The sequence below is a fragment of the Acidovorax sp. KKS102 genome (genome assembly GCF_000302535.1).
In the GTDB taxonomy this organism is placed as follows: Bacteria; Pseudomonadota; Gammaproteobacteria; order Burkholderiales; family Burkholderiaceae_C; genus Acidovorax.
In genome coordinates this window covers 1,737,337-1,756,472 of sequence record NC_018708.1, presented here as the reverse complement: position 1 = coordinate 1,756,472, position 19,136 = coordinate 1,737,337, and the positions used below count along the sequence as shown (strand labels likewise).

Here is a 19,136-nt window from a genome sequence, read left to right as displayed (position 1 = left end):
AGAAGCCATGGACCAAATTCAGGCCATGCGCATATTCGTGCGGGTGGTGGAGGCCGGCACGTTTACCCGGGCAGCAGATTCGCTGAACCTGCCCAAAGCCACGGTGACCAAGCATGTGCAGGCGCTGGAGGAGCGGCTGCGCGTGAAGCTGCTCAATCGCACCACACGCCGCGTGACGGTGACGCCCGACGGCGCGGCCTATTACGACCGCACCGTGCGGCTACTGACCGACCTGGACGACATTGAGGCCAGCATGACCAACGCGCGCGCCAACCCGCGCGGGCGGCTGCGCATCGACGTGGGCACGTCGGTGGCGCAGTTGCTCATCATTCCGCACCTGGCGGAGTTCCATGCCCGCTACCCGGACATCCAGGTGGACCTGGGCGTGAGCGACCGCACGGTGGACCTGATCGGCGACAACGTGGACTGCGTGATCCGGGGGGGCGAGCTGAGCGACCAGTCGCTGGTGGCACGCCGCATTGGCAACCTGGAGTTCATCACCGCCGCGGCACCTGCCTACCTGGAGCGCAAGGGCACCCCCACGCACCCGCTGGAGATCGAGGAGAAACACGCCAGTGTGATCTACTTCTCGCCCCAAAGCGGGCGGCACTACCCGCTGGAGTTTCGCCGGGGGGATGAGTCCATCGACATCACCGGCCCCTACCAGTTGAGCGTGAACGAGGCCAACGCCTACGTCACCTCCATCGTGGCGGGCCTGGGCATTGGCCAGATCACCAGCTGGCAAGCCCAGCGCTACCTGGACAGCGGAGCCCTGGTGCAACTGCTGCCCGAATGGACTCAGCCCCTGCTGCCCGTGTACGTGGTGTACCCCCCCAACCGCCACCTGAGCGCCAAGGTGCGCGCGTTTGTGGACTGGGCGGCCGAGCTGTTCCAGCGCGAGGCCCATCTGCAACGCAAAGCCTGATGCCTCTGAGCCGCTTCACATCGTCCCCTGAGGGTGGCGTGAACAGTGGCTTGGCACAGCCCGCTCCGCAGTGGCGCTGGTGGGGTTCACGCCTGCGGCACATGGCGGGGACGGCCTGCAGATCGTGGACACGTTCCCAGTCTGTATGCTTGGAGCCATGAGCACTCCAGAGACCCCACCACCCGCCCCACCGGCCAACAAGCCCGCGCAGCCGCGCAACCCCCTGCACGGCGTGACGCTCGAAGCCATGGTCGTGGGCCTGGCCGACTACTTCGGCTGGGATGAGCTGGGGCGGCAGATTCCCATCCGTTGCTTCCAAATCGACCCGAGCGTGGGCTCCAGCCTCAAGTTCCTGCGCAAGACCCCCTGGGCGCGCGAGAAGGTCGAAAGCCTCTACCTCTTCATGCTGCGGGACCAGCGTCGCAACGCGCAGGAGTGATCCACTCCCCGCGCCACACCTCTTTACAGGCGACTCTCAGTCGCCCGAGGTCACCAGAAAATCGCGGCTGATCCCGCCGCCCAGGTCGTTCACCCGGTCCAGGAACTGCGTGAGGAACGCGTGCAGGCCCGTCGCCAGGATCTCGTCGATGCGGCCGTACTGCAGGTCGGCCAGCAGGCGCCCTGCCCTGCGGCTGGTCTCGGCAGACTGACCGTTGGCCAGCACAGCCAGGTTGTCCACCACCTCGCGCAGGCACGCGTGCAACGATCGCGGCATGTCGCGGCTAAGGATCAACAGGTCGGCCACGCGGCCGGGCGTGATCACGTCGCGGTAGACCTTGCGGTACACCTCGAACGCCGACACGCTGCGCAGGATGGCGCTCCAGTGGTAGAAGTCGCTTTCCTGGTTGCGGTCGCTGGGGCGGCCGAAGAAGTCGTTCTTCACAGCGTGGAACTTCACATCGAGCAGGCGCGCCGTGTTGTCCGCCCGCTCCAGGAAGGTGCCCATGCGCAAAAAGTGAAACGCCTCGTCCTGCAGCATGGTGCCCAGCACCACACCGCGCGACAGGTGCGAGCGGTACTTCACCCACTCAAAGAACTGGCCCGGGTCGCGCTCGAAGGCGCCGCCTTCCAGCTGCCGGTGCAACTCCAGCCAGGTCTGGTTCTGCGTCTCCCACACCTCGGTGGTGAGCGCCCCGCGCACGGCCCGCGCGTTCTCGCGCGCAGCGCGCAGGCACGACAGGATGGACGACGGGTTGTTGCCATCGCGCACCATGAATTCGAGCACATGGGCGGGCGTGACTTCGCCGTGCTTGGCGGTGTAGGCCGGGATCAGTTCGCTGATGGACAGCAGGCCTTCCCAGCCCGCCTGCGCTGCGTCGGCGGACTGCGGCAGCAGGGACATTTCATAGCTCACGTTGAGCATGCGCGCGGTGTTCTCTGCCCGCTCTGTATATCGGGACATCCAGAACAGATGATCGGCAGTGCGACTTAGCATTTTTCCTCCCCGGGCAGAGAACCCCGCGCGTGCTGCGCACGCTGGCTGTGTTGTAGTGAAACCCCGCATTCGGCGGCGTTTTCTGCTCTCTCCGTATAGCGCGACATCCAGAACAAATGGTCGGCGGTGCGGCTCAGCATCTCAGAACCCTCCTTGCGTTTGGGTCATGCCGCCCAAAGTTTGGGACTGTGTCAGGGGCGTGGTGCTGCGGCCTTCGCCCAGTACCCAGGTGTCCTTGGTGCCCCCGCCCTGCGACGAGTTCACCACCAGCGATCCCTCCTGCAGCGCGACGCGTGTGAGCCCGCCTGCCACCATCTGCACCTCGCGGCCGCTGAGCACGAAGGGGCGCAGGTCGATGTGGCGCGGGGCAATGCCGCTTTCCACATACGTGGGGCAGCTGGAGAGGCTGAGCGTGGGCTGCGCGATGTAGCCCGAGGGGTTGGCAATCAGCGCGCGGCGGAAGTCTTCGATCTCGGCCTGCGTGGCGGCTGGGCCGATGAGCATGCCGTAGCCACCTGCGCCATGCACTTCCTTCACTACCAGGTCCTTGAGGTTGGCGAGCACATGCTGCAGGTCGTCCGGCTTGCGGCACATCCAGGTGGGCACGTTTTTCAGGATGGGCTCTTCGCCCAGGTAGAAGCGGATCATGTCCGGCACGTAGGGGTACACGGATTTATCGTCGGCCACGCCCGTGCCCACTGCGTTGCAGATGCCCACATTGCCCGCGCGGTAGGCCTCCATGAGGCCATAGCAGCCCAGGGTGGAATTGGGACGGAACACCTGCGGATCGAGGAAGTCGTCGTCCACGCGGCGGTAGATCACGTCCACCCGCTGCAGGCCGCGTGTGGTGCGCATGTACACGAACTTGTCCTTGACGACCAGGTCCTGCCCTTCGACCAGTTCCACACCCATCTGCTGGGCCAGGAAGGCGTGCTCGAAGTACGCGCTGTTGTGCATGCCGGGCGTGAGCACCACCACCGTGGGCTCGTCGGCCGTGGCCGGGGCGCTGGCGCGCAGGGTTTCGAGCAGCATGTCGGGGTAATGCGCCACGGGCGCCACCTTGTGCAGGCTGAACAGCTCAGGGAACAGCCGCATCATCATCTTGCGGTTTTCGAGCATGTAGCTCACGCCGCTGGGCACGCGCAGGTTGTCTTCGAGCACGTAGTACTCGCCGTTGCCCTGGGCATCGGGGGCGCGCACGATGTCGATGCCGGCGATGTGCGCGTAGATGTCTTGCGGCACATGCACGCCGGCCATCTCGGGGCGGTACTGCGCGTTGTTCAGGATGAGGTCGGCGGGCACGATGCCGGCGCGGATGATGTCCTGGCCGTGGTACACGTCATGGATGAAGCGGTTGAGCGCCGTGACGCGCTGCACCAGCCCCTGCTGCATGCTGGCCCACTCGTGGGCGGGGATGATGCGGGGGATCAGGTCAAACGGAATCAACCGCTCGTTGCCTGCACCGCCCTCGTCCTTGGCGCCGTACACGGCAAAGGTGATGCCCACACGCCGAAAGATCATCTCGGCCTCGGCCCTGCGGGCCTGCATCACGTCAGGGGGCTGTTTGCTCAACCATTGCGCGTAGCGCTTGTAGTGTTCCCGCACGTCGCTGCCATCAAACGGCAGCATGGCGTACATCTCGTCAAATTTCTGCATGAACGGGCCTCCTGCAGTCAGGATAGCAAGTTGTGAGCCCGCCCCCCCGCACAACACCCCTGGCGGCGCTGCGCCATGCGCCCCGATTCAGCCGTCCCGTGGCACCATGCGGTGCTGCCAGTAGCGCCCGCCGGTGTCGCGTTCGCAAGCCACCTGCCGAGGCTGTGACGAGGACCACCGAGCCGCCCCGCAGCGCGACGACTCCACCACCGCAATCTGGCGCGCGCGGTAGCGCTGCAGCACATCTGGCGCCGGATGGCCAAAGCGGTTGCGATACCCAGCCTGCACCAAAGCGGTGCGCGGCTGCACGGCCTCCAGAAAAGCCGACGACGACGAGGTCTTGCTGCCATGGTGTGGCACCAGCAGCACATCGGCCCGCACCGGTGCGCCACGCGCCAGCAGGGCCTGCTCCTGCGGTGCCTCGATGTCGCCCACCAGCAAGGCCGACGCGCCCTCGGTGCCTGCGGCGGAAATGCGCAGCACGCAGCTGAGCGCATTGGGGCGCGGTGGCTTGGCCGCCCCCGGTGCGTCGTCGCCAGGCAGGGGATGCAGTACCTCAAACACCACGCCATCCCATGCCCAGCGCTGGCCCGCCAGACAGGGGCGGCTGGGGCGCAAGCGCTGCAGGGCGTGTTCGGCCTCGATGGAGCCGGTGAGTTCGGCGCGGGGCTGCTGGGCCAGCACGGCCGCTGCGCCGCCCGTGTGGTCGGCATCGCGGTGGCTGAGCATGAGCACATCCACCCGCTCTCCCAGCGCCCGCAGCAGCGGCACCAGCACGCGGTGGCCCGCATCGCTCTCGCGGCTGAAGCGCGGCCCGGCGTCGTACAGCAGGGTGTGCGTGGCCGTGCGCACCAGCACGGCATTGCCCTGGCCAATGTCGGCGGCCAGCAGCTCAAACTGCCCCGCTGCGGGCCGCACGGGCTGCCACCACAGCACCGGCAACAGCAAAGGCAGCGCCAGCAAACGCAGGCGCCAGGGCAGGCGCATGGCCAACAGCGCCCCCCCGGCCACCGCCGCCACGCCCGCCCACAGCGGCGCTGCCGGCAAAAACACGGCAGCCCAGGGCCACTGCGCCAGCCACTGCAGCCATGCGGTGAACGGCTGCAGGCTGAGGGCTGCCGCGCTCCACAACGGCGCCCACAGCACGCCACCCAGCGCCAGCGGCGTGACCACCAGCGTGACCCAGGGGATGGCCACCAGGTTGGCCACAAAACCCACCAGCGACACCTGGCCAAACAGCAACAAGCCCAGGGGCGTCAATGCCAGTGTCACGACCCATTGTTCACGCACCAAGGCATAAAAACGGCCTGTAGCGCTAGTATCGCTTGCCTCAGCAGCTATCGGATTAGTAGCAAACAGCACGCCCACCGCGACAAAGCTCAGCCAGAAGCCTGCCTGCGCCAACGCCCATGGGTCCAGCAACACCACGGACCCGCAGGCCAGCAGCCACACCTGGGGCCAGGGCCAGCGGCGCCCGCTCAGCTGCAGCAGCCCCACGATGGCCAGCATGGTCACGGTACGCTGCGCGGGCACGCCCCAGCCGCTGAACAGCGCGTAGGCCGTGGCCAGCAGCACACCCGACACCAGCGCGGCAGACTGCGCTGGCACCGCCAGGCTCAGCCGGGGCGAGCGCCGCCACAGTGCCCTCACCACCAACGCGGCCAGCCAGGCAAACAGCGTGATGTGCAGGCCCGAAATGCTCATGAGGTGGGCCACCCCGGTGGCGCGGAACACATCCCAGTCCGCACGGTCGATGGCGCGCTGGTCGCCCGTGACCAGCGCCGCCACCACGCCTGCAGTGCGCGCGCGGCTGGTGTCAGCGGATTCACTATCCGCCCCATCACGCCCAAACACCAGGCGCTCCAGGATGGCGTCCCGCACGCGCTGGCGCAGCTGCTCCACCGGGACCTGCCAGGTGGCGGCTACACGCACCGGTGGCTCGTCCTTGGGGCCCGCGCGCACATAGCCAGTGGCCTGCACGCCCTGCTCCCACATCCACTGCTCGTAGTCAAAGCCGTGCGGGTTGCGCAGGCCGTGGGGCGCCTTCAGGCGCACGGTGATCTGCCACCGCTCGCCCGCCCGCACAGGCGCAGGCTGGCGTTGCAGGTCCAGCACCTCGCCCCCACCGCCAAAGGCGCCGCCATACCAAGCCACGTCGATCTGCGGCGGCATGGCCACGGGTATGCCCTGCAGCGTTGCGGACTCCACCGCCATGCGCCAGCGGGTTCCTGCCTCGTTGACCTGCGGCATGGCGGCCACCACGCCGGTGATGCGCAGGTCCTTGCCCTCCAGGGCCGCAGGCAACGCCTGGGCTTGGTAGGCCACAGCCCGCAGGCCGGTGCTGCCCGCCATCGCCAGCGCCCCCGCCAGCAACATCAGCCAGGGCGCCATGGCGATCACACTGCGAGCCCGGCGCAGCCCGGGGTTCCGCCGCGCGGCAGCCACCGCACCACCGCCCAGCAGCAGGCCAGCCGTCAACAACCACCCGTAGGCCGCCGCAGACCACAGCGCGGGCTGCTGCAGTTGCAGCGCCGCCCCGGCCACCATGCCCAGCAATACAGCGGGCAGCAGCCACGGACGCGGGGGCAACGGCCCCTCCACCCCCTGGCCTGTGGCGGACAGCGGCGCGGCATTAGGGGCGCTTATGGTGGACATGCACTGATGCTAATGCGCCGCCAGGGGCTGCCCCATCGGCGCGGGGGCGAGGTGCTGTGTAACACTTACCGCGCTCGGCGGCCTGCGCACCAGGCTGCCCTCGTCTATCCACCCGCACTTCCTAACGAGGACCACCATGAGCGTTTACGACAAGCTGAAAGAACTCAACATCACCCTGCCCCCGGTGTCGGTGCCCGCCGCCGCCTACGTGCCCTATGTGCAGACCGGCAACCTGGTGTTTCTGAGCGGCCACATCGCCCGCAAGGACGGCAAGCCCTGGGCCGCACAGTTCGGGCGCGACATCGGCACCGAAGAAGGCAAGCAGGCCGCACGTGCCGTCGCCATCGACCTGATGGGCACGCTGCAAGCCGCCTGCGGTGGCGACCTGAACCGGGTCAAGCGCATCGTCAAGGTGATGAGCCTGGTGAACTCCACCGGCGATTTCACCGAGCAGCACCTGGTGACCAACGGCGCCAGCGAACTGCTGGGCCAGGTGTTTGGCGAAAAGGGCGTGCATGCCCGCAGCGCCTTTGGCGTGGCCCAGATCCCCATGGGCGCGTGCGTAGAGATCGAACTGATCGCTGAACTGGCCTGACCTTCAGACCTCCAGCAAAAAGCCCTTGGCATCGCTGCCAAGGGCTTTTTTGTTGCCTGTGACCCGTCCTGCCTGGCGTTGACACGAGGACCTTTCAAAAAGGGTATGTGTCATGGAATCAAGTGTCAAACGCACGCAGCGCGACTACACACTGGCCTTTAAGTTGGCGGTGGTGGAGCAGGTGGAAAAAGGCGAGCTCACGTACAAACAGGCGCAGCAGCACTACGGCATCCAGGGTCGCTCGACGGTTCTGGTCTGGCTGCGCAAGCACGGTCGCCTGGGCTGGAGTCCTGCGGCATCATCTGCAGCCATGCCGATAGACAAGAAGAACACTGTTGCTCTCACGCCCGAGCAGCAGATCAAGGCGCTGCAGGTGCAGCTCGCACAGGCGCAGGAGAAGGCCAGGCTATTCGAAGCCGTCATCGACGTGCTGCGCAAGGACTATGGGGTGCGCATCGTAAAAAAGCCTTTGGGCAAGTCCTCGCGCAAAACCTCATCGCAGGGTTGAGCGTGAAGAGGGCTTGCCAGCATATGGGCCACAGCCGTCAGGCGTATTACCAGGGTAGGCGCCGCGAGGCCGATCGCTTGGCGAATGCGCAGACGGTGGTGGAGTTGGTGCGCGAGCAGCGCATGCGCCAACCACGCATAGGCACGCGCAAGCTGCACCACTTATTGCAGGAGCCGCTACAGCGCCGAGGCATCGACTTGGGCCGCGATGCAATGTTCGACGTCCTGCGCAATGCCAGGCTGCTGGTGGCACCCCGGCGGGCGTATCACAAGACAACAGACAGTCACCACCGCTTCAGGCACCATCCGAACCTTCTCAAGGTAGGGCCGCAACAGATCCACGCCAGCGGCAGCGAGCAGGTCTGGGTGGCTGACATCACCTACTTGCCCACACACGGCAAGTTCGTCTATCTGAGCCTGGTCACGGATGCGTATTCCAGGAAGATCGTCGGCTGGCACGTGCATGAGAGCCTGCAGACCGAAGAGGTGGCGCAGGCCATGAAGATGGCGCTCTCGGGGCGACAGAGCAGCCGACAGTTGGTGCACCACTCCGACAGGGGTATCCAGTACTGCGCGACGTACTACCAGGCCCTGCACAAGCGCCACGGCGTGATCTGCTCGATGACGGACGGCTACGACTGCTACCAGAACGCGCTGGCCGAGCGGGTCAATGGCATCTTGAAGAGTGAGTTCTTGCTGCAGCGCCCCGCCGATCTGGGGCAGGCCAGACGCATGGTCGAGCAGTCAGTCGACATCTATAACTGCGAGCGACCGCATCTGTCGCTGAAAATGCAAACGCCCGATGCAGTGCATCGGGCGTCATTGGCCGGATAGTCCGGCTGGAGTTTTTAACCGTCCTGGGTGTCAACGCTATTCAGGACGGGTCACTGCGGTCCGCCAGCTCCGCCACCGGGTTGCGAAAAAGGAGCCGTGCGCGCTGACTCGAAACCGGTGCGATCCCAACACCCGTCAGAAGGATTCCCAGTCCTCCTCGGCTCCCGCCGCAGCGCCCTGCTTCGCGTTTTTCTGGCTCCCCGTCTTGGCGGCCGATGAGTGAGCAGGTGCCTTGGCCAGCGCAGCAGAAGTGTTGGTGGTGCCGATGCGGGCCGCTGAAGCGGTAGTACCGCCAGCGGCGGGCGCTGGAGTTGCGCGGGCTGGGGACAGGCTGCCGGTGACCTTGGCTGCACCACGCGCCGCGCCGATGGCGACCTGGGCCGGGCCATAGCTGGCGGCGTTGACCTTGAACATGGATACCTCGCGCGCCAGATGGTCGGCCTGCTCGCGCAGGCTCTGCGCTGCCGCAGCGCTTTCTTCCACCAGCGCGGCGTTCTGCTGGGTCATCTGGTCCAGGTTGCTGATCGCCTTGTTGACCTGCGACACCCCCGCGCTCTGCTCGGACGATGCGGCGGTGATCTCGCCGATCATGTCGGTCACGCGCTGCACCGACTGCACGATGTCGGTCATGGTCATGCCCGCGTCAGACACCAGGCGCGAGCCGGTCTCCACCTTCTCGACCGACGCGCTGATGAGCTGCTTGATCTCCTTGGCCGCCTCGGCGCTGCGCTGCGCGAGGCTGCGCACCTCGCTGGCCACCACGGCAAAGCCACGGCCCTGCTCGCCAGCCCGCGCAGCCTCCACGGCGGCGTTCAGCGCCAGGATGTTGGTCTGGAACGCAATGCCGTCGATGACACCGATGATGTCCGCGATCTTCTTGCTGCTGTGGTTGATGTCCTCCATGGTGGCCACCACCTGGGTCACCACCTCGCCGCCCCGGCGGGCCACGCCGGTGGCACCTGCAGCCAGGCTGCTGGCTTGCTGGGCGCTGCCCGCACTTTGCTGGATGGTGCTGGTGAACTCCTCCATCGCGGCGGCAGTTTCCTGCAGGTTGCTGGAGGTCTGCTCGGTGCGGGCTGACAGATCCTGGTTGCCGGTCGCGATCTCGGCGCTGGCGATGGCGATGCTGTCCGTACTCTGGCGCACCTGGTGCACCATGCGCCCCAGGGCGTTGCTCATGGCATAGAGCGAACGCAACAGGTCGCCAAACTCGTCACCGCGCGTGACGGACTCCTGCTGGCTCAGGTCGCCACCCGCAATGCGCTCGGCCAGGCCATGGGCCTGCGCCAGCGGCCGCTGGATGCTGCCGATCAGGTAATACGCCCCCACGATGATGGCGAGCAGAAGGAGGGCCACGGCCACCGCCGCGATCTTGACGGTGAGCATGCGCTCGGCCGCCATGGCTGCCTGCGTATCTGCGGCGTTCTTCTGCTGCTGGGCCACGAACTCGCGCAGTGCCGTGAGGTAGGCCACCACCGAAGGGTTGTACTTCTGATTGATCAACGTCACGGCCTGGTCTTGCTGGCCGTCGCCCTTGAGCTTGCGGGCCTCGCCACGCAGGTCGATCATGGCCTTGCGGGCGGCCGCGATCTTGTTCATCTGGGCCTTGTCGGCGTCGGACAGAGCCATGGATTCGAGCGACTTCTGCACCTCGCTGATCTGGGCCGAGGTGGCCGCAATGACGTCCTTGAACTCGGCCTCCACCGCAGGGTCGTTGCTCACGATCAGCGCCTGCGTGCGCGCGGCATTGGTTTCGGTCAACCCCGACCACCGCAGGGCGGCCTGCACCCGCGCCTCCATCTCCTTGCTCACGGCATCGGCCTGGGCTTGCACTTTGGCCGAGCGGTAGGCCGCAAACCCCACCACGGCAACCAGCATGACCACGATCAGAATCACAGCCAGCCACAGCTTGTGGGCCATCCTCAGTTGTTTGGGCATGGAGGTCTCCTGGAGTGTGTTTGTCACGAGATGTTGCTCGCTTTCCGACAATTGCACAAACCAGGAGCGGCCGCATGAGGGTCATCCCCAAGCGCCACTGGAGGCGCAGCCATAGGCGTAGGCTGCGTTGAGCCCTTTCCGTGCACCCCACTTCACCCGCTTGGAGTGGCTAAAAAACGCAGCGACACGGCTCCGGCCGAGAGCTGCACCGCAGGCGATGCGGCAAAAAAGCCAGAAGCCTTGTGCGAGCCGCTGTTACTCGACCCGCGTCACCGCCTGGGGCTTGAAGCCCAGGTCAGCTGCCTTGCCCTTGCGGCCGCGTGCGGCGCGGGCGTTGTTCAGGCTACGGATCTCCAGCGTTTCGTCGCGCTGCTTGCCGCCCCGGCCAATGCCATCGAGGCGGATGCTGCGCGTATAGGCGGCCGCGCCTGCGAGCTGGTCCTTGTCTTCCAGGTCGATCAGCATCAGGCCACGGCCGCCGTTGGCCATGGTTTTCAGCTCGGTGATCTCGAACGTAAGGATGCGCCCGCCCGTGGAGGCGCAAGCCACATGCGTGGCGGGCACCACCGGCTTGCTGCCCGTGCTGCCTGCGGCGTGCGAGGGCACACACACCGTCTCGCCCTCGCCCAGCGTGATGAAGGCCTTGCCGCCCTTCTGGCGAGACACCATGTTCTCCACCGCTGCCAGAAAGCCGTAGCCGCCCGAGTTGGACAACAGCAGCGTGGCGTTGGCGGGCCCCGCAAAGTAGTGCAGCAACTGCGTGCCCGCTTCCAGCTCAATCAGCGTGGTCACCGGCTGGCCGTCACCCCGCGCGCCCGGCAGCAGCGACACGGCCACCGAGTACACGCGGCCGTTGCTGCCAAAGGCCAGCAGGGTATCGACCGTGCGGCATTCAAACGTGCCATACAGCCCGTCGCCCGCTTTGAAGGCAAAGCTGGCGGCCTCGTGGCCGTGCCCGGTGCGGGCGCGCACCCAGCCTTTTTGCGAGACGACCACCGTGACGGGCTCGTCCACCACCTTCACTTCGGCCACGGCCTTTTTCTCGGCCTGGATCAGCGTGCGGCGCGCGTCGGCAAAGGTCTTGGCGTCGGCCTCGATCTCCTTGACCATGGTGCGGCGCAGCGAGCCGGGGTGGTTCAGGATGTCTTCGAGCTTGCCCTGGCTTTCGCGCAGTTCTTTCAGCTCCTGCTCGATCTTGATGGCTTCCAGCCGCGCGAGCTGACGCAGGCGGATTTCGAGGATGTCCTCGGCCTGCCGGTCGCTGAGGTTAAAGCGTGCAATCAGCGCGGCCTTGGGGTCTTCGGCCTGGCGGATGATGGCAATCACCTCGTCGATGTTGAGCAGCACCAGCTGCCGCCCTTCGAGGATGTGGATGCGGTCCAGCACCTTGTTCAGCCGGTGCTGGCTGCGGCGGGTGATCGTGGTCTGGCGGAAGGCAATCCACTCTTCCAGCATCTGGCGCAGCGACTTCTGCACGGGCTTGCCGTCGAGCCCCACCATGGTGAGGTTGATGGGCGCCGAGGTCTCCAGACTGGTGTGGGCCAGCAGCGCGGTGATCAGCTCCTGCTGCGGTGTCTTGCCCGTCTTGGGCTCGAACACCAGGCGCACAGGGGCGTCCTTGCTCGACTCGTCACGCACCACGTCCAGAACGGCCAGCATGCTGGCCTTCAATTGCGTCTGCTCCTGCGTCAGCGCCTTCTTGCCGGCCTTGACCTTGGGGTTGGTGATTTCTTCAATCTCTTCCAGCACGCGCTGGGTACTCACGCCGGGCGGCAGTTCGTTGACCACCAGTTGCCACTGGCCGCGCGCCATGTCCTCGATCTTCCAGCGTGCGCGCACCTTGAGGCTGCCACGGCCCGTGCGGTAGGCGTCGGCAATGTCGCCGGGGCTGCTGATGATCTGGCCGCCACCGGGGTAGTCCGGGCCGGGCACGATGGCCAGCAGCTCGTCCTGGCTCAGCGATGGGGTCTTGATGAGCGCCACACACGCATCGGCAATCTCGCGCAGGTTGTGGCTGGGGATCTCGGTGGCCAGACCCACAGCAATGCCGCTGGCGCCATTGAGCAGCGCGAACGGCAGGCGGGCGGGCAGCTGGCGGGGTTCTTCGGTGCTGCCGTCGTAGTTGGGCATGAAATCGACCGTGCCTTCGTCGATTTCGTCGAGCAGCAGACTGGTGATGCGCGACAGGCGGGCTTCCGTGTACCGCATGGCCGCAGCGCCGTCACCGTCGCGGCTGCCGAAGTTGCCCTGGCCGTCGATGAGGGGGTAGCGCTGCGCAAAGTCCTGCGCCATGCGCACCAGCGCGTCGTAGGCCGACTGGTCACCGTGGGGGTGGAACCGGCCCAGCACATCGCCCACAACGCGGGCACTCTTGACGGGCTTGGCCGCCGTGTTGCGCGTGGGGCCACTGTAGCCCAGGCCCATGCGGTCCATCGAATACAAGATGCGCCGCTGCACGGGCTTGAGGCCGTCGCACACATCGGGCAGCGCACGGCCCTTGACGACCGACAGCGCGTATTCCAGGTAGGCGCGCTGGGCGTAGCCCGCCAGGCCCAGGGAGTCGCCCCCGTCATCGCCTGCGGTGGTGAAATCAAGAGTGGGTTGGTCGCTCATTCGTTCGGAATCGTCGGTAAGGGTTCAAACGCGGTCTGCGGCGCGCTGCGGGTCTGTGCCACCTGGGTGGGCGGCAGGTTGCCCCGGTTCTGCGCGCCGCCCGATAGCTCCATGCGCACACGGCCCGGCAGGGCGCGCTGTGTCAGCACGGGCGCTGGCGGCTTGAGCTGGGCGTACAGACCCAGCACGGTGCGCACGTAGTTTTGGGTTTCCTTGAAGGCCGGGACCTGGTTGCCCGCCTTTTGCACGGCGCCTTCGCCCGCGTTGTAGGCGGCCACGGCCAGGTCCATGCGGCCGGGGAACAGGTCCAGCAGGTAGCGCAGGTAGCGGGTGCCGGTGGGCACGTTCACAGCGGGGTCGGCCAGTTTTTGCTCCACCGTGCGCTTCTTGTCCGCACTCACGCCAAAGCGGCTGGCCGTGGCGGGCATCACCTGCATCAGGCCCACGGCGCCCTTGGGCGATACGGCGGCGGCGTCAAAGCCGGACTCGGTGGCGATCACGGCCTGCAGCAGCTCATAGTCCACGCCATGCTGGGTGGACGCAGCGCGCAGGTGGTGCTTGACGCGCTTGTAGTCCGGCGCAATGTCGAAAAACGCCAGCAGGCGCGCGCCCGCTGCGGGCAGCGCGTAGGGCATGGGCGAAGCATTGGCCGGTGTGTCCCGCGTTGAGTCAAAGTCGTTGCCGCGAAAAAACAGCTGGTAGCGCGCATCGACCTGCTCCGCCGCAAAGTGCGTCACGCCACGCTCGTCCACATGCGCCCACAGGTCTGCACGGGCCGTTTGCTGCAAAAAGCAGAGCAAACAACCCAACACATACCAGCGCAAGCGGCCGATTTGGCGAAATGAGGTCATGGCAGGCGGCTCGGGCGCGTATGACGCTGCTCTTCAGATATCGACCTCGACCGCATCGCCATGCAGCTCCATCAGTTCGCGGCGCGCGGCGGCTTCGCCCTTGCCCATGAGCTTGGTGATGAGCCCCTCGGTGGCGGCAAAGTCCATGTCGCCCAGCTGCACGGGCAGCAGGCGGCGGGTGTCGGGGTTGAGCGTGGTTTCCCACAGCTGCTCGGCGTTCATCTCGCCCAGGCCCTTGAAGCGGCTGATCTGGCACTTCTCGCGCGGCACGCCGTCCTTTTCGGCCTTGTCCAGAATGGCGGCCAACTCGCCTTCGTCCAGCGCGTACATCTTGGCCGCAGGCTTCTTGCCACGCGCGGGCACGTCCACACGGAACAGCGGCGGGCGCGCCACGTAGATGTGGCCAGCCTCGATGAGCTTGGGGAAATGGCGGAAGAACAGCGTGAGCAGCAGCACCTGGATGTGCGAGCCGTCCACGTCGGCATCGGACAGGATGCAGACCTTGCCATAGCGCAGGCCGCTCAGGTCGGGGGTGTCGTTGGGGCCGTGCGGGTCCACGCCAATGGCTACCGAGATGTCGTGGATTTCGTTGTTGGCAAACAGGCGGTCGCGCTCCACCTCCCAGGTGTTGAGCACCTTGCCGCGCAGCGGCAGGATGGCTTGGCTTTCCTTGTCGCGGCCCATCTTGGCGCTGCCACCAGCCGAGTCGCCCTCGACCAGGAACACTTCGTTGTGCGCCGTGTCGCGGCTTTCGCAGTCGGTGAGCTTGCCGGGCAGCACAGCCACGCCCGAGCCCTTGCGCTTTTCAACCTTCTGGCCCGCCTTCTGGCGCGTCTGCGCGGCCTTGATGGCCAGCTCAGCGAGCTTCTTGCCGTATTCGACGTGCTGGTTGAGCCACAGCTCCAGCGCCGGACGCACAAAACCGCTGACCAGGCGCACCGCGTCGCGCGAATTCAGGCGCTCCTTGATCTGGCCCTGGAACTGCGGGTCCAGCACTTTGGCCGAGAGCACATAGCTGGCGCGCGCAAACACGTCCTCGGGCAGCAGCTTCACGCCCTTGGGCAACAGACTGTGCAGTTCGATGAAGCTCTTGACGGCGTTGAACAGGCCGTCGCGCAGGCCGCTTTCGTGCGTGCCGCCCGCGCTGGTGGGAATCAGGTTGACGTAGCTCTCGCGCATGGGCTGACCGTCTTCGGTGAAGGCCACGGCCCAGGCGGCGCCCTCGCCTTCGGCAAAACTTTCGTTGTTGCGGTCGGCAAAACCCTCGCCCTCGAACAGCGGGATCACCGGATCGCCGTTCAGCGTCTGCATCAGGTAGTCGCGCAGGCCGCCTTTGTACTGCCACGTTTGCGTGTCGCGGGTTTTCTCGTTGACCAGCTGCACCGTCACGCCGGGCATGAGCACGGCCTTGCTGCGCAGCAGGTGGGTCAGCTCGCCCATGGGCAGGGCGCTGGATTCGAAATATTTGGCGTCGGGCCACACGCGCACCGAGGTGCCCTGCTTGCGCTCGCCCGCCTCCAGCGGCCGGGCCACCAGGGGCTCGATCACGTCGCCAGCGGCAAACACCAGACGCGCCACCTTGCCCTCGCGGTAGCTGGTGGCCTCCAGCCGGGTGGCCAGCGCGTTGGTGACCGACACGCCCACGCCATGCAGGCCGCCCGAGAAGCTGTAAGCCCCGCCCTTGCCCTTGTCGAACTTGCCGCCCGCGTGCAGGCGGGTGAAGACCAGCTCGATCACTGGAGCGTTTTCCTCGGGGTGCAGGCCGAAGGGGATGCCCCGGCCGTCGTCTTCCACACTGACAGAGCCGTCGGCGTGCAGGGTGACGCGGATCTTCTTGCCGTACCCGGCCAGCGCCTCGTCGGCGGCGTTGTCCAGCACCTCCTGGATGATGTGCAGGGGGTTGTCGGTGCGGGTGTACATGCCCGGGCGCTGCTTGACGGGCTCCAGGCCCTTGAGCACGCGGATCGAACCTTCGGAATATTCGCTGGCGGAAGCAGAAGACGGTTTGGCAGACATAGCGGCGGATTGTAGTGCGGCCACCGCCCTGGAGCTGGATAAAAAGACAGTCTTCGCGCGACCCTGGCGGCAACTGTATTGGTCGCGGGTGTATCAGCGCGTTTCACACAATCTGGCTACATTCCTGCGCATGCATATGAATCCTCCCAAACTATCCATGTTCCAGGTGCTGGCCTGCGGCGCGGCCATCGTGACCCTGTCCATGGGCACCCGCCACGGGTTCGGGCTGTGGCTGCTTCCCATCACCCAGGAGATGGGCTGGACGCGCCAGTCGTTCGCCCTGGCCATCGCCATCCAGAACCTGTCCTGGGGCCTGATCGGGATCTTTGCGGGCATGGCGGCCGACCGGTTTGGGGCCTTCCGCGTCCTGCTGGGTGGTGCGGTGTTGTATGCCTTGGGCCTGGCAGGCATGGCCCTGTCGCCCACGCCCACGTTATTTGCACTGACGGCGGGCGTGCTGATTGGCGCGGCCCAGGCGGGCACCACCTATGCGGTGATTTACGGCGTGCTGGGGCGGCAGATTGCGCCCGAAAAGCGCTCGTGGGCCATGGGCGTAGCGGCGGCAGCGGGCTCGTTCGGGCAGTTTCTGATGGTGCCGGTGGAAGGCTGGCTCATCGCGGGCCTGGGCTGGCAGCAAGCGCTGCTGGCGTTGTCGATGGCCGTGCTGCTGATCGTGCCGCTGGCCTTTGGCCTGCGGGAGCCGGGCTTCAAGGGCACGACCCCGGTCAAGCGCGACCAGACCATTGCGCAGGCGCTGGGCGAGGCCTTTCGCTACCCCAGCTTCAATCTGCTGATGGCGGGCTACTTTGTGTGCGGCTTTCAGGTGGTGTTCATTGGCGTGCACATGCCCAGCTACCTCAAGGACCACGGCCTGTCGCCCCAGGTGGCCAGCTATGCGCTGGCGCTGATCGGGCTGTTCAACGTATTTGGCACCTACATCGCGGGCACGCTGGGCCAGCGCATGCCCAAGCGCCACATCCTTGCCTTCATTTACTTTGCCCGTGCGGTGGCAATCAGCATCTTCCTGCTGGTGCCGCTGTCGCCGCTGTCGGTGTACGTGTTCTCGGCGGTGATGGGCGCGCTGTGGCTGTCCACCGTGCCGCCCACCAATGCCACCATCGCGCAGATCTTCGGCGTGCAGCATTTGTCGATGCTGGGCGGCTTTGTGTTCTTCAGCCACCAGATCGGCAGCTTCCTGGGCGTCTGGCTGGGGGGCTATCTGTATGACGCTACCGGCAGCTACGATATCGTCTGGTACATCGCGATTGGTCTGGGAATTTTTGCCGGGCTGGTGAACTTGCCGGTCAAGGAAAGCCCGATCTCGCGCAGCAGCCCACAACCCGCCTGACCTTTTGGCCCCCCTCCCTGCATGAGCCACACCACCCCGCCCCGCAAAACCACGCCGCGCGCCCTGCGCTGGCTGGGCGGCGCCGTGGCCGTGCTGCTGTGCCTGGTGGTGTTTGGCTTTTACACCGTGCCCGAATTCATGGTGATGATGGCCGACCAGATGTGGGCGTGTTTTTGACCTGCTCCGCAACATTTTCAAGCGTTTTTGGCCGCAAGCGCTAGTGGATCATGCGCAGGTAGCTATCATTTTTATAGTCTCATGCACGGTATGCACAGTACGCACGGTACAGAGGCCCCCTCGGAATGGGTGCGGCGCTGGAGCCACCTGATCGCTCCCCACAGCACTGTGCTGGACGTTGCCTGCGGCGCAGGGCGCCACCTGCGGCATCTGCGCGAACTGGGGCACACCGTGGTCGGCGTGGACCGGTCGGCCGAGGCGCTGGCCGCCAGCGAAAGGCTGGGCGAGCTGGTGCAAGCCGACATCGAAAACGGCCCCTGGCCTTTTGCAGGCCGCCAGTTTGGTGGCGTGGTCGTCACCAACTACCTGTGGCGCCCCTTGCTGCCCACCATCGTGGCCAGCGTGGCGCCGGGCGGGGTGCTGGTCTATGAAACCTTTGCCCAGGGCAACGAAACCGTGGGGCGCCCCGCCCGGCCTGAGTTTCTGCTGACGCCCGGCGAGCTGCTGCACGTGTGCAAGGAATTGCGCGTGGTAGGTTATGAAGACGGCTTCATCGACGAACCTGCGCGTTTCGTGCAACGCATCACGGCCGTACGGGAACTCCCGCAGGCGGGCGGACCCTCACGACATCTTTTGCCCATCGGGGCTAGTTAGAATGCCCTTTTACCGTTTACCACTGCGGACATGACTTCTTCTTCCGTGCCACTCACCGGCAGCATCGTCGCCCTCGTCACCCCCATGCATGAGGACGGTAGCGTGGACTACCCCACCTTGCGCAAACTGATCGACTGGCACATCGCCGAAGGCACCGATTGCATCGGCGTGGTGGGCACCACGGGCGAGTCCCCCACCGTGAACGTGGAAGAACACTGCGAAATCATCCGCGTGGCCGTGGAACAGGCCGCCAAGCGCGTGCCCATCATGGCCGGCTGCGGCGCCAACTCCACCGCCGAGGCCATCGAACTGGCCAAGTTCGCGCGCGGCGTGGGGGCCGACAGCCAGCTGCAGGTAGTGCCCTACTACAACAAGCCCACCCAAGAAGGCCAGTACCAGCACTTCAAGGCCATCGCCGAAGCCACGGGCGACCTGCCCATCGTGCTGTACAACGTGCCCGGCCGCTCGGTGGCCGATATGCAGCACGACACCGTGCTGCGCCTGGCCCAGGTGCCCGGCATCATCGGCATCAAGGAAGCCACCGGCAACATTGAGCGCGCCCAGTGGCTCATCCGCGACGTGCCCAAGGGCTTTGGCGTGTACTCGGGCGACGACCCGACCGCCGTGGCCCTGATGCTCTGCGGTGGCCACGGCAACATCAGCGTGACGGCCAACGTGGCCCCGCGCCTGATGCACGAGCTGTGTGTGGCCGCCCTGGCGGGCGACGCGCGCCGGGCCATGGAAATCCAGTTCAAGCTGATGCCCGTGCACAAGAACCTGTTCGTCGAAGCCAACCCCATCCCGGTCAAGTGGGCCATGGCCCGCATGGGCCTGTGTGGCGGCACCATGCGCCTGCCCATGACGCCCCTGGCCAGCAGCAATGAGGCTGTGGTCGAGTCGGCACTGCGCACCAGCGGCCTGATCTAATTCGG

The 19,136-nt window shown here is 66.2% G+C and carries 16 protein-coding genes; 8 read left to right on the top strand and 8 right to left on the bottom strand.

The window, feature by feature from the left end:
* Positions 1–7 precede the first annotated feature (7 nt).
* Entirely contained in the window at positions 8–925 is a 918-nt protein-coding gene (locus C380_RS08005) for a LysR family transcriptional regulator (RefSeq protein ID WP_015013354.1), read from the top strand.
* 157 nt (positions 926–1,082) lie between these two features.
* Positions 1,083–1,364 carry a VF530 family DNA-binding protein gene (locus C380_RS08000; RefSeq protein WP_015013353.1) on the top strand — a complete coding sequence of 94 codons (282 nt, stop codon included), beginning with the start codon at positions 1,083–1,085 and terminating at the stop codon, positions 1,362–1,364.
* 36 nt (positions 1,365–1,400) lie between these two features.
* Here C380_RS08000 and C380_RS07995 read toward each other — a convergent pair whose 3' ends face one another.
* The 4 genes from C380_RS07995 to C380_RS07985 all read right to left on the bottom strand — a co-directional run bounded on the left by C380_RS07995 (position 1,401) and on the right by C380_RS07985 (position 6,671).
* The gene (locus tag C380_RS07995) at positions 1,401–2,360 is read right to left on the bottom strand and encodes an alpha-E domain-containing protein (protein WP_015013352.1); all 960 of its coding nucleotides are present in this window, start codon (positions 2,358–2,360) and stop codon (positions 1,401–1,403) included.
* Positions 2,354–2,500 (bottom strand): alpha-E domain-containing protein, encoded by a 147-nt coding sequence (locus tag C380_RS25825; protein WP_015013351.1) that lies wholly within the window; start codon positions 2,498–2,500, stop codon positions 2,354–2,356. The genes C380_RS07995 and C380_RS25825 overlap by 7 nt, the downstream gene beginning before the upstream one ends.
* Position 2,501: 1 nt before the next feature.
* Complete coding sequence (locus C380_RS07990; protein ID WP_015013350.1) at positions 2,502–4,016, bottom strand: circularly permuted type 2 ATP-grasp protein; 1,515 nt, start codon at positions 4,014–4,016, stop codon at positions 2,502–2,504.
* Between the two features lie 87 nt (positions 4,017–4,103).
* A complete protein-coding gene (locus tag C380_RS07985; protein WP_015013349.1) occupies positions 4,104–6,671 on the bottom strand; it encodes a DNA internalization-related competence protein ComEC/Rec2 in 2,568 nt (855 codons plus the stop codon).
* 136 nt (positions 6,672–6,807) lie between these two features.
* On the opposite strand from C380_RS07985, the gene C380_RS07980 reads away from it, so the two are divergent.
* Positions 6,808–7,266: a RidA family protein gene (locus tag C380_RS07980; protein ID WP_008906002.1), complete on the top strand. Its 459-nt coding sequence runs from the start codon at positions 6,808–6,810 to the stop codon at positions 7,264–7,266.
* 112 nt (positions 7,267–7,378) lie between these two features.
* A protein-coding gene (locus tag C380_RS07970; protein ID WP_369750442.1) for an IS3 family transposase occupies positions 7,379–8,607 on the top strand; the annotation gives its coding sequence in 2 pieces (ribosomal slippage) (positions 7,379–7,724 and positions 7,724–8,607; 1,230 coding nt in all).
* 135 nt (positions 8,608–8,742) lie between these two features.
* Here C380_RS07970 and C380_RS07965 read toward each other — a convergent pair.
* The 4 genes from C380_RS07965 to C380_RS07950 all read right to left on the bottom strand — a co-directional run bounded on the left by C380_RS07965 (position 8,743) and on the right by C380_RS07950 (position 16,025).
* Positions 8,743–10,545 (bottom strand): methyl-accepting chemotaxis protein, encoded by a 1,803-nt coding sequence (locus C380_RS07965; protein WP_015013348.1) that lies wholly within the window; start codon positions 10,543–10,545, stop codon positions 8,743–8,745.
* Between the two features lie 255 nt (positions 10,546–10,800).
* Positions 10,801–13,158 (bottom strand): DNA topoisomerase IV subunit A, encoded by a 2,358-nt coding sequence (parC, locus tag C380_RS07960; RefSeq protein ID WP_015013347.1) that lies wholly within the window; start codon positions 13,156–13,158, stop codon positions 10,801–10,803.
* Entirely contained in the window at positions 13,155–14,009 is an 855-nt protein-coding gene (locus tag C380_RS07955; protein ID WP_015013346.1) for a lytic transglycosylase domain-containing protein, read from the bottom strand. The genes parC and C380_RS07955 overlap by 4 nt, the downstream gene beginning before the upstream one ends.
* Positions 14,010–14,042: 33 nt before the next feature.
* Positions 14,043–16,025, bottom strand: a complete 1,983-nt coding sequence (locus C380_RS07950; protein WP_015013345.1) for a DNA topoisomerase IV subunit B — start codon at positions 16,023–16,025, stop codon at positions 14,043–14,045.
* Positions 16,026–16,155: 130 nt separating this feature from the next.
* Here C380_RS07950 and C380_RS07945 point away from each other — a divergent pair, with 130 nt between their 5' ends.
* From C380_RS07945 to dapA, 4 genes are all read left to right on the top strand, one after another.
* Positions 16,156–17,373 carry an MFS transporter gene (locus tag C380_RS07945; protein WP_015013344.1) on the top strand — a complete coding sequence of 406 codons (1,218 nt, stop codon included), beginning with the start codon at positions 16,156–16,158 and terminating at the stop codon, positions 17,371–17,373.
* A 21-nt stretch (positions 17,374–17,394) separates the two neighbouring features.
* Positions 17,395–17,550, top strand: coding sequence for a hypothetical protein (locus C380_RS25260; RefSeq protein ID WP_168162351.1), 156 nt, complete (start codon positions 17,395–17,397; stop codon positions 17,548–17,550).
* A gap of 90 nt (positions 17,551–17,640) precedes the next feature.
* On the top strand, positions 17,641–18,204 hold the full coding sequence (locus C380_RS07940; RefSeq protein ID WP_015013343.1) for a bifunctional 2-polyprenyl-6-hydroxyphenol methylase/3-demethylubiquinol 3-O-methyltransferase UbiG: 564 nt from the start codon (positions 17,641–17,643) through the stop codon (positions 18,202–18,204).
* 30 nt (positions 18,205–18,234) lie between these two features.
* Positions 18,235–19,131, top strand: coding sequence for a 4-hydroxy-tetrahydrodipicolinate synthase (gene dapA / locus C380_RS07935; protein WP_015013342.1), 897 nt, complete (start codon positions 18,235–18,237; stop codon positions 19,129–19,131).
* Positions 19,132–19,136 lie beyond the last annotated feature (5 nt).

Excerpts from the sequence above, each read along its gene's own strand:
- C380_RS08005 (WP_015013354.1), top strand. The coding sequence starts at position 8 with ATGGACCAAATTCAGGCCATGCGCATATTCGTGCGGGTGGTGGAGGCC.
- C380_RS08000 (WP_015013353.1), top strand. The coding sequence starts at position 1,083 with ATGAGCACTCCAGAGACCCCACCACCCGCCCCACCGGCCAACAAGCCC.
- C380_RS07995 (WP_015013352.1), bottom strand. The coding sequence starts at position 2,360 with ATGCTAAGTCGCACTGCCGATCATCTGTTCTGGATGTCCCGATATACA.
- C380_RS25825 (WP_015013351.1), bottom strand. The coding sequence starts at position 2,500 with ATGCTGAGCCGCACCGCCGACCATTTGTTCTGGATGTCGCGCTATACG.
- C380_RS07990 (WP_015013350.1), bottom strand. The coding sequence starts at position 4,016 with ATGCAGAAATTTGACGAGATGTACGCCATGCTGCCGTTTGATGGCAGC.
- C380_RS07985 (WP_015013349.1), bottom strand. The coding sequence starts at position 6,671 with ATGTCCACCATAAGCGCCCCTAATGCCGCGCCGCTGTCCGCCACAGGC.
- C380_RS07980 (WP_008906002.1), top strand. The coding sequence starts at position 6,808 with ATGAGCGTTTACGACAAGCTGAAAGAACTCAACATCACCCTGCCCCCG.
- C380_RS07965 (WP_015013348.1), bottom strand. The coding sequence starts at position 10,545 with ATGCCCAAACAACTGAGGATGGCCCACAAGCTGTGGCTGGCTGTGATT.
- parC (WP_015013347.1), bottom strand. The coding sequence starts at position 13,158 with ATGAGCGACCAACCCACTCTTGATTTCACCACCGCAGGCGATGACGGG.
- C380_RS07955 (WP_015013346.1), bottom strand. The coding sequence starts at position 14,009 with ATGACCTCATTTCGCCAAATCGGCCGCTTGCGCTGGTATGTGTTGGGT.
- C380_RS07950 (WP_015013345.1), bottom strand. The coding sequence starts at position 16,025 with ATGTCTGCCAAACCGTCTTCTGCTTCCGCCAGCGAATATTCCGAAGGT.
- C380_RS07945 (WP_015013344.1), top strand. The coding sequence starts at position 16,156 with ATGCATATGAATCCTCCCAAACTATCCATGTTCCAGGTGCTGGCCTGC.
- C380_RS25260 (WP_168162351.1), top strand. The coding sequence starts at position 17,395 with ATGAGCCACACCACCCCGCCCCGCAAAACCACGCCGCGCGCCCTGCGC.
- C380_RS07940 (WP_015013343.1), top strand. The coding sequence starts at position 17,641 with ATGCACAGTACGCACGGTACAGAGGCCCCCTCGGAATGGGTGCGGCGC.
- dapA (WP_015013342.1), top strand. The coding sequence starts at position 18,235 with ATGACTTCTTCTTCCGTGCCACTCACCGGCAGCATCGTCGCCCTCGTC.